Genomic DNA, 14,454 nt, shown 5'->3' with positions numbered 1-14,454 from the left:
ACATCGGGCGGGCCGCTCCGGAAGCTGACGTACGCTCCCGTGGCCAGGACCCGCCTCCCGGCGGACCGGCCGCCCCTCCCTCGCGGACCGAGGCCGCGTCGCCGTCATGTGCGGTGAACCGATGCCGTGGCGCTGCCACCGGCTGCCGATCGCGAACACGCTCACCGCACGCGGCTGGACGGTCCACCACATCTTGGGGAGCGGCGAACCACGGTCCCATGTGCTGGGCGCCTGGGGCGCGGTCCCCCACGCCGGTGCGCGGGGCTGACGTACTCGGCGGAGCAGGAGGGCCACTCGTGGCGGCCTTGTCAGAGGCGGTGGATAGCCTGCGGGCATGAGTAACGCGACGTGGGATGCCCTGGCAGCGACCCCCCTTCCTGAAGTGCGGCGACGCGCGGCCGTCATGGACGAACTCGCCGAGGTCAAACCGGTGACGGTGCCCGGCGCGCACCGTCTCGCCTGGAACGACCGCGGCGGCCAGTCCGCGGTCTGGTACTTCGCGGAGGACGGCCGCGTGCTGCTGCTGACGTTCGACCACGAGTCGGACCTGAATCTGTACGCCGAAGACGATTTCGACCTTCAGGAGTCCTTCTACGAGGGCGTCCCCGAATCCCTCGTCGCCCTGGTCCGCGACCGCCCCGAGAACTACGAGTCGCTGAACCTCACGGACTCCGCGACGGGCCGCTCGATCCACTACGCAGGCGGTGTCTTCTGGTACGACGGCACGCGCTGGCACGTGTCCGACGGCCTGGCGGAGTACTGCCGCAGCGAGGGTGCGGACCTCTTCGTCGATTCCGGCTTCGACTACTGCCTGCGCGGATACCGCTTCGGCCACGAGCTCACCGTGGAGACCGCTTAGCGGTCCGGGGCGACGGCGGTCGGTGGATCGTCGTCGTCGTCATCAGCTCACCGTAGGTTCTTGGTGCGGCGAGCTGCCTGGGGATGCCGGGCCCGCCACCGCCGTGAGCGAGCGATGGTGCTTCGGGGTCTCGATCTCGTCGATCAGTGCGACCGCCAAGTCCGCGTAGGAGAAGGCGGACACACCGTCGGCCGCCGGCATCACCTGATGCCCCCCGGTCCGGTACCGACCGGTCCTCGGACCCTCGTCGTCCAGGACGACGGGCGGCGGGGCGACGACCAGCCAGTCGATGTCCGTCTCGGCGGCGCGGAGCACGTCGAGCTCCGCCGAGTGCCCGAGCGAGAAGGCCCGCGCCTCCTCGGGAAAGCCCGGGGCGTCGTGGACCGCCACCCCCGGCGCGGTCTCCAGCGTGCTCCCGATCCCGATCAGGACCAGCCGCCCGACACCCGCACGCGCCAAGCCGTCCAGTAGGGCATGCGTGGCGCTTACGTAGAACTCCCGCGCCGGCACGTCCAGCCGGCCCGCGGCACTGATGGCCGCGTCATGCTCCGCCGCGACCTCGGCGACACTGTCCGCCCGGGTGACGTCACCCGCGACCACCGTCACACCGGCGCCCATTTCCCCGTGCTTGTCCGGGTCCCGCACCACCGCGGTGACCTGATGCCCGCGCGCCACGGCCTCGGCAACCGCGCGCCTGCCTGCTCGTCCGCCGGCTCCAAAGACGACGATTCTGCTGCTCATGGAGTTCCCCTCACCAAGGCCCGCGGACCGCCGGCCGATAAGGCGGACGCTAGCCCCGCACCCCATGGTTTCCGCAACGATAGTTACGTACGCTCGGCAGGGTGAGCCAACCACTTGATCCCGAAATGTTCACCGGCTGCTCCCACGTCACCTCGCCGTTCCGGATCGGCGGCAAATGGACCCCGAAGATCGTCAGGTGCCTGGAGGCCGGCCCCCGCCGCTTCTCCGAACTGGAGGTCCCGCTGCGCGACATCACGCCCAAGGTGCTGACGGAGACGCTGCGGTCGATGGAACGGGACGGCCTGATCACCCGTACCGTCGGTGGCGGGGTTCCACCCCGGGTGGACTACCAACTGAGCGCGCTCGGGCGTACGTTGCTCGCACCGATGGCCGCCTGTTGCGCCTGGGCGGCGGAACATCTGCCGGAGTTGCGGAACGCGCGGGAGGCGTACGAGGGCGACCTGGCACCCTCAGTCCAGCCCGAGGGTGCCAGGTCGCGAGTCCAGCCCGAGGGTGCCAGGTCGCGAGTCCAGCCCGAGCGTGCCAGGTCGCGCTGAACGGGCATGCGGAGCCGCGTCACCCCATCTGCGACTTCACGTGGTCGAGGACCTCGTTGAACTCCCTCGTCGGCGAGAAGTCCAGGTACTCACAGTCCTCAAGCGCCTCCGGAGCATGACCAGGGGCCCAGTAGAACGCCTGCCCCGCCTCGTAGAACTCGTCACCGTGTTTCGTCTGCATCTTCAGACGGCCCTTGAACAGATATCCCCAGTGGGGGCACTGACACAGGTCTTCGGGCAGCCCCTTGAGGGCCGGCGCCAGGTTCGTTCCCTTGGGGAACGTCGCAAACGCGACGGCCATGTCTCCCCCGACGTCCTGCAAGCGCAGTTCCACACCGTCGCCTTCGATCGCGACCGGAGCGTCCTTCCGTGTCGTTGCCGCCATCACTCCTCCGTCTCCGGCCCACGCGGGACCTGAGAACTCGTTCCCTTCCAGCCTGGGCCCGATGGTTCCGCCGCGCGACGTGTGGGGCGGCAGCGGACGGAGAAGACGCCCGGGCTCCACGGGTAAGCCCGGGTCAGGGGCGGGCTGCGGCCGGGAACCCAACGGCTACCACCCGGAGGCCGCCCGCCGACACACCCGTGTGCCCGTCCGCCGGCAGCAAGGACGGCCAGGGCCGGACCCTTCGCGGCCCGAGGAGGTGCCGGGCCTGTCAGGACGTCGGCTCGGCACCGCCGCTGGGCGCATGGCTCAGGTCCACGACACAGAAGATGTTGCCGTCCGGGTCGGCGAGAACAACGAAGTCGGGGTCGGGCGGGTAGTGCTCCCAGTCGACGGTTCGCGCGCCGAGACCGACCAGCCGCCGGACCTCCGCCTGTTGTTCCTCGGCCGTGTCCGTGAAGAGGTCCAGGTGGAGACGGGGGCGCGGCTCGGCCGGGGAGGTGCTGTGCAACAGGCCAAGGGCCCGACCCGAGCCGTCGGGGTGAATGAGCGTCCGCCACGTCTCGCTCTTCCACTCCTCGGCGGCGACCAGGTTCAACGCCTCGGTCCAGAAGGCGACGGCGCGGGGAATGTCGGTGACACCGATGACGGGGATTCCTAGTCTCAGCATGGGCGCGAGCCTAAGCCTTGTCCCGTACTGATCCTTGGAGTGGCCGGCCGGCCGGGGTTCGATCCTCGGCCGCCCCACCCTGGGGGATTCCGACCTCGGTTCGCCTCCGCGACCGCACGGCACGGCAGCGGATGGCAGGGGCGACCCGATTGACCGGGCGGCTACTCACCTTCCCCTTCCTTTGGGCCGCCCGCAGAAGCCGCACCCAGCCGCGCACCCCGGCTCTCCGCGACGCGCTTGACCTCCCGCAACGACTCGGTCAACCGGCAGGCGAGGAAGTGCACTTCCGCTCCCGTGACCTTCCGGTCCGTCAGGAGGCCGGCGGCGTGGCCGAGCAGGTCTCCCGCCATGCCGAGCTGGATGCTCTCGATGTCGTCCGCCATGCGTGACACGTAGCCGTTGCCGTCCCCGAGGACGTAACACGGCTTGCCTTCCGGTCCGGTCCACGGCAACAGCCTGACCATGTCGGGTCCGCTTTCCCTTCGTTCCTCGCCGTTCACGCGGCGACCTCGACTCCGTGGATACGACGGGTCCCCGCGTCCACTCCGTGCACGGCGAGCCACAGCGTGTGGCGCCGGGCACGCCGACGCCGCTCCTCGGCGGCCACCCGGGCCGCCTCCTCCGCCAACTCCCCCTCGTGCGCGATGAGGTACGGGCGGACGAGCGGGCTGTCCTCGCCGCGCGGGGGCCGCCCGCCGGTGCGGTAGGTGGTCGGCCCGGCTACGTAGTCGCAGGAGTACGGGTACGCGCACGGAGCGGCGTCCCACTCGTGCGGATGTCGCCTCATGGAACCGGTGATCAGGAACCGCAACAGCGGCTCGAAGAGTCGGGCGACAGCGTGCTTCACGTCAGCCTGCTTTCTCAGGGTGGCCACATCCCCCGGGCCGTTCATGGCGGTCGCGGGGGTTTCCGCGCCGCACGTCCACTGCTTTCTGTAGCGAACTCATCACAGAGTGAGGTCGCGGATCGCTACGCTGCCAGGGGGGCGGGGATGACAGCGCGTCGGTCAAGACGGGGAGTTGGACCACATGGGGACGAAGCGAAGGCCGCGTACACCTCGGGAGAAGTACGGCGAGGAGCTGAAGCTGCGGCGTATCGCGGCGGGGCTGACGCAGGAGGCCCTGGGCGAGATGGTGGTCTGCTCGCCCACGCTGATCAGTCACTACGAGGCGGGGCGGCGGCTGCCCAGCCCGGAGGACGCGCAGCGGATCGACCGCGCTCTGGGCACGGACGGGTTCTTCGCCCGGTGGCTGGAGGACCTGGACTCGAAGTACGCCGACCACTTCGCGTCCGTGGCCGAGTTGGAGACGCAGGCGACGCTCATCCAGCAGTTCGCGCTCTCGCTCGTGCCGGGGCTGCTCCAGACGGACGGCTATGCGCGTGCGCTGTTCCAGGCGTACCGGCCCAACCACCGCCGGGAGGAGGTTGACAAGGACGTTGTCATTCGAACGGAGCGGGCCCGCGTCCTCGACGGGCCCCTGTGCCCCGTTCTCTGGACCATGCTGGACGAGGCAGTGCTTCGACGGCGCGTCGGTGGACCGCAGGTCATGGCGGAGCAGTTGAACAAAATCGCGGACATGGCCGAGAGCGGGCGGCTTCGTCTGCATGTGTTGCCGTTCGGAGTGGGTGCCCACTCGCTGCAAGAGAGCCTGCTGACGCTCATGAGCTTCGCTGACTCCGCGCCGGTGGCGTACGTTGAGGGCTTCCAGACAGGAAACTTGATGGATGATCCCGGCCTGGTGTCGACCAGTCGCACGGCCTACGATCTCGCCCTGAGCGACGCGTTGTCGCACCAGGAATCACTGGCCCTTGTGCGGGCGGCAGCAGAGGAACACGAACATGGTCAGCAGTAGGCGGAGTGTCGCGGACTCGACCGCTCTCACCGGGTGGTTCAAGTCCAGCTACAGCGGCGGCGGTCAGGGTGAATGCCTTGAGGTTGCCGACGGTCATGCCACCGTGCCCGTCCGCGACAGCAAGGCCCCCGTCGGCCCCGCCGTCATTTTCTCCCTCGCCGGGTGGTCGTCGTTCGTTGCCGCGGTCAAGGATGGCGGCTTCGCCGCCTGATCCCTGCCGAACGCGTCGAGGCAAATGGAACCAGATGGTCCGGATAAGCGTTCCTGCTCCTTGAGGTCTTGACTGGAGGAGACGGTTACCTTGGAGAACCTGCATAAGCCCCCGTCCCGGCGCATGGTGCTCGCTCTGGGGGCCGGTGCGGCCCTGGCGACTGCCCTGTCCGCGAGCGGGAGCGCCCACGCCTCGACGCTGCATGGCAACAGTGAGGTCGTGCACCAGTTGAAGGATCTTGAACAGCGGCATTCCGCACGGCTGGGTGTCTACGCCCGCAATGCTGCCACTGGCCGGATGGTGCAGTACCGGGGGGAAGAGCGTTTCCCTATCTGCTCGGTCTTCAAGACTCTGGCCACCGCAGCGGTACTACGTGACCTCGACCGTGATGGGGAGTTCCTGGCCAAGCGCCTCCGGTACACCGAGAAGGACGTCTCGGACTCGGGCTACGCACCGATCACCGGCAAGCCGGAGAACCTCGCCAACGGCATGACCGTTGCGGAACTCTGCGCTGCCACGATTTCCTACAGTGACAATGCTGCAGGAAATCTCCTGCTCCGGGAACTGGGAGGGCCGGCCGCGATCACACGGTTCTGCCGCTCGATCGGGGACAGGACGACCCGGCTCGACCGGTGGGAACCCGACCTGAACTCCGCCGAGCCGTGGCGCACGACAGACACCACCAGCCCGAGCGCCATCGGGCAGACCTACGCACGCGTGGTGCTCGGCAACGCACTCGCACCCGACGACCGCAAGCGGCTCACCGACTGGCTGCTGGCCAACACCACCGGCGGCGCGAAGCTACGGGCCGGCCTGCCCTCCGACTGGGCCGTCGCGGACAAGACCGGAGGTGGGAATTACGGGACGAACCACGATGTGGGCATCACCTGGCCCCCGCAGCACCCGCCTATCGTCATGGCAGTCCTCACGACGAAACACGAGCCCGATGCCGCGCCTGACAACCCTTTGATCGCTGAGACCGCCACACTGTTGGCGAGAGCGCTCGCCTGATTCATGGCACAGCGGTTTCCGCCTCGGACACGGTGCGGGGGCTGGGAAGGCAGTCCATGACGCCCCGCACCAAGATCTACCCCGCGCCCGCGAAGCCGGGTGACCCTCCGCCCGTCCCCGACCGCTTCCCCCCTGACGTCGAAGCCGCCCTCCGTACCGCCGGCTGGTTCCCCGGGCGGGATGCCGGTGCACTGCACGCCGACTGGATCCGCAGGACGCATGCGGAGATGGCGGTGAAGGGAATTCCCGGAGAGGTGTTCCCGGCCCTCGAAGCCGCGTTGGCCGAGTTCGGCGGCCTCACCGTCGAGCCGTGCCGTCCGGGAACCACCGTCGCCGCCTTCCCCTTCACCATCGGGGGTACGAGCGTGTGGCTGGACGCCGCCGACACCGAAGACCTCCGGGACTGGCTCGGTGAACTCACCCTGACCGTCGGGGTGGACGAGGACCGCAGCACGCTCCTCATGGGCGAGAGCGGGTGTGTCTACCTCTCCCATCCGGTCGGGGGCTTCTTCCGGCACGGCGCCTGCCTCGACGAGGCGTTGATCAAACTGGTCAGGGGAATCCGGAGCCCGTCACTCGAAGACGTCCCCGATACCGGTGCCGGTGCCGGCCACCCGCTGCCCACGGTCGGCACCTTGGTGTTCGCCGGCCGGTCATACTCCCGCCGGGTCATCGACCGCAGCCGCAGCCCGCACCTCCACCCGGTCCTCCAGGAGCTGTTCGACTCACTCTGGCCCGACCAGCGGGTCCCTCACGCAGGTCGCTGTGTCGAGGCCACACTCGTCTCCGACCGGATGTGGGCGATGCAGGAACACTGGGGTGACCGGAGGATGGACGACTTCTGGGTCGGGGAGTTCTTCGAGTCCGCCGCCACGACCGTCACCGTGACCCGTACGGGCCGTGCGGGCTCCCCGGCACACGGCACGTACGAACCGCCCTGTACGTCCTGCACGGTGATGCTCGACTACTTCCGGATCTGTGCCGGCCCAGAGTCGCCGCGCAGCCCTTAGGGGCGACTCCAGTCGCCCAGGACGGTCGGGTGCACCCAGTGCAACATCGCCACGGCTTGCATCAGGCGCGCATCCGACCAGCCACTCACGACCCCGTAATCGCCCTCGTCGAAGTGCATCACCTCCTGGCCGTCAAGCCGCCACCGAGTCGTCAACGGCATCCGCGGGAACTCGCCCCCGAGAGGAATCAGCACCAGCATCACCGCCCATACCGGCGAGAACAGCCACCACAGGAACCAGCCCGCCATGTGTCCCTTGCGACCACGCAGCACCGGCCCGCCGCTCGCCTCCACCCGCCACGACGTGCGGGCGAAGCGGAAGATACTCCCCCGCCGGCGCGTCACTCGCGCCAACAACTCACCCTGCGAACCGAGTACGCGATACACAGCCGTGCCGGACTCGGCCGACTCGGTGTCGATGACCATCACCCGGGCCTGACGTTGCGAGTCCCCCCACAGGGTCAGATGCCGCCAGTCCTTGTCCTGCGTCTCCTTGTCCCGCTTGACGTCGTCGACGAACAACTCGTACGGGGGCACCTGCAAAGACGCGTCCCCACTGGGCCTCGACGACAACACCGGCCCCGCCCACGTCCCGGCGGGCAGCTTCTTCAGCTCCCGCTCGGCGATCTGCATCCTGACGTGGATCCTGGTCCCCGGCGCCGCACCCGTCACGTATGTCATCCCGCCCCCGTTCGGTCGGCCGAGCTCGCTCATCTACAGCGAAACGGGGCCCGGTCTTCCGACCGGGCCCCTCTCGCTCTCCCCCTGTCAGGGCCTCCCGATCCCCCCGGACCCCTCCCCGGAAGCTCCTGACTACACATACGACATGGCTGGGCACGGAAGGGTTGCACGCCGTGGCAATCTTTTTGCCTCCGGAGTCGGAGGTGGCGGGAGTCGCCCGGTCAGGGTGTCAGCAGGCGTGATCCACGTACCGGGCCGCGACCTCCGCCAGCGCCTCCGCGCCATCGCGTGCCCACAGCGCCTCGTTGAAGATCTCCACCTCGATCGGGCCGTCGAAGCCGGTGGCCTCCACCGCCGCGCGGAAGGCGCGGAAGTCCACGCTGCCGTCACCGAGTTGGCCCCGGCCCAGCAGGACGCCCGCCGGGAGCGGGGTGATCCAGTCGGCGAGCTGGAAGGAGTGGATCCGGCCTGCCGCTCCCGCGCGGGCGATCTGGACGGGAGCCTGGTCGTCCCACCAGAGGTGGTACGTGTCGACGACCACGCCCACCTGGTCGGCCGGGAAGCGTTCCGCGATGTCCAGGGCCTGGGACAGGGTGGAGACCACGCAGCGGTCCGAGGCGAACATCGGGTGCAGCGGTTCGATGGCCAGGCGCACGCCGCGTTCGGCCGCGTAGGGGGCCAGTTCGGCCAGCGCGTCCGCGATGCGTTCGCGGGCGCCGTACAGGTCCTTGCTGCCCTCCGGGAGGCCACCCGAGACCAGGACCAGGGTGTCCGTGGACAGGCCCGCCGCCTCGTCGAGCGCCGCGCGGTTGTCGTCCAGGGCGCGGGCCCGCTCGGCCGGGTCGAGGGCGGTGAAGAAGCCACCCCGGCACAGGCTCGTGATGGACAGGCCCGCGTCGGAGAGGAGACGGGCCGTCGCCTCCACGCCGTACTCCTGCACGGGGGCCCGCCACAGGCCGACCTTGTCGATGCCCGCCTTCACGCAGCCCTCGGCGAGCTCGGGCAGCGACCACTGCTTGATGGTCTCCTGGTTGATGGAGAGACGGCCGTCGCTCATCGGGTGCCTCCGTTGACGGTGAGCAGGGCGCGCATCCGGGACTCGGCCAGTTCCGGGTCGGGGAACAGGCCGAGCCGGTCGGCGAGTTCGTACGCCTTGGACAGGTGCGGCAGGGATCGGGCCGACTGCAGGCCGCCCACCATCGTGAAGTGGTCCTGGTGGCCCGCCAGCCAGGCGAGGAAGACCACGCCCGTCTTGTAGTAGCGGGTCGGAGCCTGGAAGAGGTGGCGGGACAACTCGACGGTGGGGTCGAGGAGTTCGCGGAATCCCTTGGTGTCGCCCGTGTCCAGGACCCGTACCGCGTGCGCGGCCAGCGGGCCGAGCGGGTCGAAGATGCCGAGCAGGGCGTGGCTGAAGCCGCGGTCGTCGCCGGCGATCAGTTCGGGGTAGTTGAAGTCGTCCCCTGTGTAGCAGCGCACCCCGCTCGGGAGGCGGCGGCGGACGTCGATCTCGCGCTCCGCGTCGAGGAGGGAGATCTTGATGCCGTCGACCTTGTCGGGGTGTTCGGCGATGACCTGGAGGAAGGTGTCGGTGGCCTTGTCCAGGTCGGCGGAGCCCCAGTATCCGTCCAGTGCCGGGTCGAACATCGGCCCCAGCCAGTGCAGGACGACCGGTTCGGTGGCCTGCCGCAGGAGGTACGCGTACGTCTCCAGGTAGTCCTGCGGGCTCTTCGCCGCGGCGGCGAGTGCGCGGGACGCCATCAGGATGGCCTGGGCGCCGCTCGCCTCGACGAGGGCGAGCTGCTCCTCGTACGCGGACCGCACCTCGGCGAGCGTGGCCGGGCCGGCGGGGAGCTGGTCGGTGCCGACGCCGCAGGCGATGCGGCCGCCGACGGACTTGGCCTCGGCGGACGAGCGGCGGATCAGTTCGGCGGCTCCGGCCCAGTCCAGGCCCATGCCGCGCTGGGCGGTGTCCATCGCCTCGGCGACGCCCAGGCCGTGCGACCAGAGGTGGCGGCGGAAGGCGAGGGTGGCGTCCCAGTCGACGGCGGCCGGTGAGTCGGGGCTGATGTCGGCGTACGGGTCGGCGACGACATGGGCGGCGGAGAAGACCGTACGGGAGGCCAGGGGCGCACCGCCGGGTGCCAGGTCGAGCGGGGTGGTGCGGGGCTCGTACGGGCCCTGCGGGAGGTGGATGGTCATGCAGTCAGCTCCGGTGCGCCCTGCGGGAGGTGGATGGTCACGTGATCAACTCCGTTGTTCCCTGCGGGAGGTGGCAGGTCACAGGGTCAGCTCCGGGACGTCGAAGCGGCGGCCCTCGGCGGAGGACTTGAGGCCGAGCTCGGCGAGCTGGACGCCGCGGGCGCCGGCCATCAGGTCCCAGGCGTACGGCTCGTCGAGCACGATGTGGCGGAGGAACAGCTCCCACTGGGCCTTGAAGCCGTTGTCGAAGACCGCGTTGTCGGGGACTTCCTGCCACTGGTCGCGGAAGGACTCGGTGACGGGGAGGTCGGGGTTCCAGACCGGCTTGGGTGTGGCCGAGCGGTGCTGGACGCGGCAGTTGCGCAGGCCCGCGACGGCGGAGCCGTGGGTGCCGTCGACCTGGAACTCGACGAGTTCGTCGCGGTTGACGCGGACCGTCCAGGAGGAGTTGATCTGGGCGACGGCGCCGCCCTCCAGCTGGAAGATGCCGTACGCGGCGTCGTCCGCGGTCGCGGCGTACGGCTTGCCGTGCTCGTCCCAGCGCTCGGGGATGTGCGTCTGGACGTGCGCCTGGACGGTGGTGACGCGGCCGAACAGCTCGTGGAGCACGTACTCCCAGTGCGGGAACATGTCGACGACGATGCCGCCGCCGTCCTCGGCGCGGTAGTTCCAGGAGGGGCGCTGGGCCTCCTGCCAGTCGCCCTCGAAGACCCAGTAGCCGAACTCGCCGCGCACGGAGAGGATCTCGCCGAAGAAGCCGCCGTCGATGAGGCGCTTCAGCTTCAGCAGGCCCGGCAGGAAGATCTTGTCCTGGACGACGCCGTGCTTGATGCCGGCGTCGCGGGCGAGCCGGGCGAGGTCGAGGGCGCCCTCGACGTCGGTGGCGGTGGGCTTCTCGGTGTAGATGTGCTTGCCTGCCGCGATGGCCTTCTTGATCGCCTCGACGCGGGCCGAGGTGACCTGCGCGTCGAAGTAGATGTCGATGGTGTCGTCGGCGAGGACCGCGTCGAGGTCGGTCGACCACTCGCTCAGGCCGTGCTGCTCGGCGAGTGCCTCCAGCGCGTGGGCGCGGCGGCCGACGAGGACCGGTTCGGGCCACAGCACGTCGCCGTTGCCGAGATCGAGGCCGCCCTGCTCGCGGATCGCGAGGACCGAGCGCACCAGGTGCTGTCGGTATCCCATGCGACCCGTGACGCCGTTCATGGCGATGCGCACTGTCCTGCGTGTCACGAAAGTTCCTCCATACAGCGATAGCAAGCGCTTTCTATACGGTATGACGCTAGCCTGCCGACAGCGGCCTGGACAAGAGGGGGCGCGCTGATTGGTTTGGTCCACTCACCGGTTCACCCCCGGGCCACTCCCCGGCCCACTCCCCCTCACCACTTCTCGGAGGATGCGATGACAGTCACCCTGGCGGACGTGGCGGCTCGCGCCCGGGTGTCCCCGGCCACCGTCTCCCGCGTGCTGAACGGCAACTACCCGGTGGCGGCGTCCACCCGGGAGCGGGTCCTGCGTGCGGTGGACGACCTGGACTACGTACTCAACGGGCCCGCGAGTTCGCTCGCGGCGGCCACGTCCGACCTGATCGGGATCCTGGTCAACGACATCGCCGACCCGTTCTTCGGGATCATGGCGGGCGCGGCCCAGACGGAGATCGGCGGTCCGGGCGACGGGTCGGGGCGGGCGGGCGGCGAGAAGCTCGCGATCGTCTGCAACACCGGCGGCACCCCGGAACGCGAACTCACCTACCTCACCCTCCTCCAGCGCCAGCGCGCCGCCGCCGTCGTCCTCACCGGCGGCGCGGTCGAGGACCCGGCCCACCAGGCCGCGATGTCCGCGAAGCTGGCGAGACTCGCGGACGCGGGGACCCGGGTGGTGCTGTGCGGGCGGCCCCCGCTGCCGGACAACGCCTCCGTGGTGGCCGCACTCGCCTTCGACAACCGGGGCGGCGGCCGGCGCCTCACCGAGCATCTCCTCTCGCTGGGCCACCGCGACATCGGCTATGTCGCGGGTCCGGTCGAACGCACCACGACCCGCCACCGGCTGGAGGGCCACCGCGACGCGATGAAGGCCGCGGGGCTCGTGGGCGACGGGACCACGGAAGGACGCCTCAAGAACGCCCGCGACGAGGAGCGGCTCACCGTGCACGGCTCGTACGACCGGCGCTCCGGCTACGACGCCACGGTCGAACTCCTGCGCCGCGAACCGGAGATCACCGCCGTCGTCGCGGCCAACGACACGGTCGCCCTGGGCGCCGCCGCGGCGATCCGCGACCGCGGGCTGCGCATCCCCGAGGACATCTCGGTGGCCGGGTTCGACGACCTGCCGTTCTCGGTGGACGTGGTCCCGGCCCTGACGACCGTACGGCTCCCGCTCGTCGAGGCGGGGGCCCGGGCGGGCCGGCTGGCGACCGGCAAGGAGGCCCCGCCGCCGGGCGGCATCGCGACGATCGCCGCTGAGCTGATGGTGCGCGGGTCCACGGCCGCGCCCCGGGGGTGAGTCGCGCCGCCGGGACCGGGTACGCGCCGGAAGTGCCCCGGTCCGTACGGTGCAGGGGCACGCACCGCGACGGAAAGGACACGCACGTGAAGCTCGCTTTCTCCACCCTCGGGGTTCCGGGGCTGCCGATGGCCGAGGTCGTCCGGCTGGCCGCCGAGCACGGCTACCAGGGGGTGGAGCTGCGCGCCCACCCCGAGGAGCCGGTACACCCCGGGCTCTCGAAGGACGAACGGGCCTCTGTGGTCGATGAGTTCAAGCGCGGCGGGGTCGAGATCCTGACCGTGGCCGGTTACGTACGGGCGGCCGCCGAGGGCGACGACCAGCCGGTGCTGGACGAGCTCGCCGGGCTGATCGAGCTGGCGCACGACCTGGGCGCGCGCAACGTCCGGGTCTTCCCGGGCGGCGGCGACCAGGACCCCGCCACCGCCGACGCGATCGCTGCCCGCAGGCTGGCCGCCGCCGCTCCGTACGCCGCGGACATGGGCGTTCGCGTCCTGCTGGAGACCCACGACTCGCACCGCGCGGGGGCCGATGTGGCCCGGGTGGTCGGCACGGTGGGGCACGGGAGCATCGGCGCGCTGTGGGACGTCATGCACACCTGGCTGGCGGGTGAGGAGCCGGTGGCGAGCCATGCGGTGCTGGCCCCGCACCTGGGCTACGTACAGGTGAAGGACATCGCCTCGGCCGAGGACACCACACCGGTGGCCCTGGGTGCGGGGGTGCTGCCGCTGCGGGCGTGCCTGGACACGCTGGACGCGGACAGCTGGGTCTGCTGGGAGTACGAGAAGCGCTGGTACCCGGGGGCGGCGGAGCTGCCGGGGATGCTGAGCGCGGGACGCGAGCACCTGTTGCGGCTGGGCGCACCGAAGGATTAGACGCGCACAGGGGACGGCTCGGGGGCGGGGACGCGGGGGCGCCGCGCCCCCGCGAGCGACGTCACCGCCACCCCGCCCACCAGCAGGGCCGCCGCGCACCACCGCAGCGGGCTCACCGACTCGTCGAGCAGTAGCGCGGCCGACGACATGCCGAAGACCGGTACGAGCAGGGTGAACGGGGCCACGGATGACGCCTGGTAGCGGCTCAGCAGGAAGCCCCAGGCCCCGAAGCCGAAGATCGTGACGACCCAGGCGACGTAGACGATGATTCCGGCGCCGCTCCAGTCGAGCGCGGCGAGCGCGTCCCGGTCACGGCCCCAGCCCTCGAAGAGGAGGGAGAGCCCGAGCAGTGGGAGGACGGGCACGGTGGAGACCCACACCATGAAGTTGAGCGAGTCGGGCGGGGCGGCCCTGCGGGTCAGGACGTTCGACACGCCCCAGCAGGCCGCCGCGGCGATCACCAGGACGAAGGCGAGCACAGGCCCGCTCGCCCCCTCGTCGACGGCGGCGACGCCGATGCCGGAGAGTGCCACCGCCATCCCCAACAGCTTGACTCTTCCCGGCCGTTCGCCCAGCACGAGCGCCGCGAGGATCGCCGTGAACACCGCCTGCACCTGAAGGACCAGGGAGGAGAGTCCGGCGCCCATCCCCCGGTCCATGCCGATGAAGAGCAGGCCGAACTTGGCCACGCCCAGGGCCAGCCCCACCCCCACGATCCATTTCCAGGCGACCTTCGGCCGGCCGACGAAGAACACCGCGGGCAGCGCCGCGACCAGGAAGCGCAGGGCGGAGAAGAGCAGCGGCGGGAAGTGGTCGAGCCCGAGTTCGATGACGACGAAATTGACGCCCCAGAGGGCGGCCACCAGGACGGCCAGGGCGATGTGGAGGGGACGCATGCACCGAGGAT

At 70.3% G+C, this 14,454-nt stretch carries 18 protein-coding genes; 8 read left to right on the top strand and 10 right to left on the bottom strand.

The window, feature by feature from the left end:
• Positions 1-334 precede the first annotated feature (334 nt).
• Entirely contained in the window at positions 335-859 is a 525-nt protein-coding gene (locus ACIBJG_RS34820) for a hypothetical protein (RefSeq protein WP_399313796.1), read from the top strand.
• 42 nt (positions 860-901) lie between these two features.
• Here ACIBJG_RS34820 and ACIBJG_RS34815 read toward each other — a convergent pair whose 3' ends face one another.
• Positions 902-1,600 (bottom strand): NAD(P)-dependent oxidoreductase, encoded by a 699-nt coding sequence (locus ACIBJG_RS34815; protein WP_399313794.1) that lies wholly within the window; start codon positions 1,598-1,600, stop codon positions 902-904.
• 101 nt (positions 1,601-1,701) lie between these two features.
• Between ACIBJG_RS34815 and ACIBJG_RS34810 the strand changes: the two genes are divergently transcribed.
• Positions 1,702-2,157 carry a winged helix-turn-helix transcriptional regulator gene (locus ACIBJG_RS34810; RefSeq protein WP_399313793.1) on the top strand — a complete coding sequence of 152 codons (456 nt, stop codon included), beginning with the start codon at positions 1,702-1,704 and terminating at the stop codon, positions 2,155-2,157.
• Between the two features lie 19 nt (positions 2,158-2,176).
• On the opposite strand, the gene ACIBJG_RS34805 is transcribed toward ACIBJG_RS34810, so the two are convergent.
• The 4 genes from ACIBJG_RS34805 to ACIBJG_RS34790 all read right to left on the bottom strand — a co-directional run bounded on the left by ACIBJG_RS34805 (position 2,177) and on the right by ACIBJG_RS34790 (position 4,056).
• Complete coding sequence (locus ACIBJG_RS34805) at positions 2,177-2,542, bottom strand: hypothetical protein (RefSeq protein WP_399313792.1); 366 nt, start codon at positions 2,540-2,542, stop codon at positions 2,177-2,179.
• Between the two features lie 268 nt (positions 2,543-2,810).
• Positions 2,811-3,209, bottom strand: a complete 399-nt coding sequence (locus ACIBJG_RS34800) for a VOC family protein (protein WP_399313791.1) — start codon at positions 3,207-3,209, stop codon at positions 2,811-2,813.
• A 161-nt stretch (positions 3,210-3,370) separates the two neighbouring features.
• A complete protein-coding gene (locus ACIBJG_RS34795) occupies positions 3,371-3,673 on the bottom strand; it encodes a hypothetical protein (RefSeq protein ID WP_399313789.1) in 303 nt (100 codons plus the stop codon).
• 32 nt (positions 3,674-3,705) lie between these two features.
• On the bottom strand, positions 3,706-4,056 hold the full coding sequence (locus ACIBJG_RS34790; protein ID WP_399313788.1) for a hypothetical protein: 351 nt from the start codon (positions 4,054-4,056) through the stop codon (positions 3,706-3,708).
• Positions 4,057-4,237: 181 nt separating this feature from the next.
• Here ACIBJG_RS34790 and ACIBJG_RS34785 point away from each other — a divergent pair, with 181 nt between their 5' ends.
• The 4 genes from ACIBJG_RS34785 (at position 4,238) to ACIBJG_RS34770 (ending at position 7,294) form a co-directional block, all read left to right on the top strand.
• A complete protein-coding gene (locus ACIBJG_RS34785) occupies positions 4,238-5,062 on the top strand; it encodes a helix-turn-helix domain-containing protein (RefSeq protein ID WP_399313786.1) in 825 nt (274 codons plus the stop codon).
• Positions 5,049-5,273, top strand: a complete 225-nt coding sequence (locus tag ACIBJG_RS34780; protein ID WP_399313785.1) for a DUF397 domain-containing protein — start codon at positions 5,049-5,051, stop codon at positions 5,271-5,273. Before ACIBJG_RS34785 ends, ACIBJG_RS34780 begins: the two co-directional genes overlap by 14 nt.
• Before the next feature lie 123 nt (positions 5,274-5,396).
• Positions 5,397-6,284, top strand: coding sequence for a class A beta-lactamase (gene bla / locus ACIBJG_RS34775; protein WP_399313845.1), 888 nt, complete (start codon positions 5,397-5,399; stop codon positions 6,282-6,284).
• Positions 6,285-6,340: 56 nt separating this feature from the next.
• Entirely contained in the window at positions 6,341-7,294 is a 954-nt protein-coding gene (locus ACIBJG_RS34770; protein ID WP_399313784.1) for an SUKH-3 domain-containing protein, read from the top strand.
• Here the strand turns inward: ACIBJG_RS34770 and ACIBJG_RS34765 are convergent.
• The 4 genes from ACIBJG_RS34765 to ACIBJG_RS34750 all read right to left on the bottom strand — a co-directional run bounded on the left by ACIBJG_RS34765 (position 7,291) and on the right by ACIBJG_RS34750 (position 11,403).
• Complete coding sequence (locus tag ACIBJG_RS34765) at positions 7,291-7,926, bottom strand: hypothetical protein (RefSeq protein WP_399313782.1); 636 nt, start codon at positions 7,924-7,926, stop codon at positions 7,291-7,293. The two genes, ACIBJG_RS34770 and ACIBJG_RS34765, sit on opposite strands and share 4 nt — an antisense overlap.
• A gap of 277 nt (positions 7,927-8,203) precedes the next feature.
• Entirely contained in the window at positions 8,204-9,031 is an 828-nt protein-coding gene (locus ACIBJG_RS34760) for a sugar phosphate isomerase/epimerase family protein (protein ID WP_399313780.1), read from the bottom strand.
• On the bottom strand, positions 9,028-10,173 hold the full coding sequence (locus ACIBJG_RS34755) for a dihydrodipicolinate synthase family protein (protein WP_399313778.1): 1,146 nt from the start codon (positions 10,171-10,173) through the stop codon (positions 9,028-9,030). The genes ACIBJG_RS34760 and ACIBJG_RS34755 overlap by 4 nt, the downstream gene beginning before the upstream one ends.
• 78 nt (positions 10,174-10,251) lie before the next feature.
• Entirely contained in the window at positions 10,252-11,403 is a 1,152-nt protein-coding gene (locus ACIBJG_RS34750) for a Gfo/Idh/MocA family protein (RefSeq protein ID WP_399313777.1), read from the bottom strand.
• Between the two features lie 168 nt (positions 11,404-11,571).
• Between ACIBJG_RS34750 and ACIBJG_RS34745 the strand changes: the two genes are divergently transcribed.
• Both ACIBJG_RS34745 and ACIBJG_RS34740 read left to right on the top strand, forming a co-directional pair.
• On the top strand, positions 11,572-12,672 hold the full coding sequence (locus tag ACIBJG_RS34745) for a LacI family DNA-binding transcriptional regulator (protein WP_399313775.1): 1,101 nt from the start codon (positions 11,572-11,574) through the stop codon (positions 12,670-12,672).
• A gap of 86 nt (positions 12,673-12,758) precedes the next feature.
• Entirely contained in the window at positions 12,759-13,547 is a 789-nt protein-coding gene (locus ACIBJG_RS34740) for a sugar phosphate isomerase/epimerase family protein (protein ID WP_399313774.1), read from the top strand.
• Here ACIBJG_RS34740 and ACIBJG_RS34735 read toward each other — a convergent pair.
• Complete coding sequence (locus tag ACIBJG_RS34735; protein WP_399313772.1) at positions 13,544-14,443, bottom strand: EamA family transporter; 900 nt, start codon at positions 14,441-14,443, stop codon at positions 13,544-13,546. The two genes, ACIBJG_RS34740 and ACIBJG_RS34735, sit on opposite strands and share 4 nt — an antisense overlap.
• Positions 14,444-14,454: the final 11 nt, after the last annotated feature.

Origin of the sequence: Streptomyces sp. NPDC050422, assembly GCF_044458665.1 — a bacterium.
Classification (GTDB): domain Bacteria; phylum Actinomycetota; class Actinomycetes; order Streptomycetales; family Streptomycetaceae; genus Streptomyces.
Note: the sequence above shows the minus strand (reverse complement) of the source record. Positions and strands in the feature narration are given on the sequence as shown.

What these genes read in the sequence shown, in the direction of transcription:
- ACIBJG_RS34820 (WP_399313796.1), top strand. Translation starts at nt 335, where the DNA reads ATGAGTAACGCGACGTGGGATGCCCTGGCAGCGACCCCCCTTCCTGAA.
- ACIBJG_RS34815 (WP_399313794.1), bottom strand. Translation starts at nt 1,600, where the DNA reads ATGAGCAGCAGAATCGTCGTCTTTGGAGCCGGCGGACGAGCAGGCAGG.
- ACIBJG_RS34805 (WP_399313792.1), bottom strand. Translation starts at nt 2,542, where the DNA reads ATGGCGGCAACGACACGGAAGGACGCTCCGGTCGCGATCGAAGGCGAC.
- ACIBJG_RS34800 (WP_399313791.1), bottom strand. Translation starts at nt 3,209, where the DNA reads ATGCTGAGACTAGGAATCCCCGTCATCGGTGTCACCGACATTCCCCGC.
- ACIBJG_RS34795 (WP_399313789.1), bottom strand. Translation starts at nt 3,673, where the DNA reads ATGGTCAGGCTGTTGCCGTGGACCGGACCGGAAGGCAAGCCGTGTTAC.
- ACIBJG_RS34785 (WP_399313786.1), top strand. Translation starts at nt 4,238, where the DNA reads ATGGGGACGAAGCGAAGGCCGCGTACACCTCGGGAGAAGTACGGCGAG.
- ACIBJG_RS34780 (WP_399313785.1), top strand. Translation starts at nt 5,049, where the DNA reads ATGGTCAGCAGTAGGCGGAGTGTCGCGGACTCGACCGCTCTCACCGGG.
- bla (WP_399313845.1), top strand. Translation starts at nt 5,397, where the DNA reads ATGGTGCTCGCTCTGGGGGCCGGTGCGGCCCTGGCGACTGCCCTGTCC.
- ACIBJG_RS34770 (WP_399313784.1), top strand. Translation starts at nt 6,341, where the DNA reads ATGACGCCCCGCACCAAGATCTACCCCGCGCCCGCGAAGCCGGGTGAC.
- ACIBJG_RS34765 (WP_399313782.1), bottom strand. Translation starts at nt 7,926, where the DNA reads ATGCAGATCGCCGAGCGGGAGCTGAAGAAGCTGCCCGCCGGGACGTGG.
- ACIBJG_RS34760 (WP_399313780.1), bottom strand. Translation starts at nt 9,031, where the DNA reads ATGAGCGACGGCCGTCTCTCCATCAACCAGGAGACCATCAAGCAGTGG.
- ACIBJG_RS34755 (WP_399313778.1), bottom strand. Translation starts at nt 10,173, where the DNA reads ATGACCATCCACCTCCCGCAGGGCCCGTACGAGCCCCGCACCACCCCG.
- ACIBJG_RS34745 (WP_399313775.1), top strand. Translation starts at nt 11,572, where the DNA reads ATGACAGTCACCCTGGCGGACGTGGCGGCTCGCGCCCGGGTGTCCCCG.
- ACIBJG_RS34735 (WP_399313772.1), bottom strand. Translation starts at nt 14,443, where the DNA reads ATGCGTCCCCTCCACATCGCCCTGGCCGTCCTGGTGGCCGCCCTCTGG.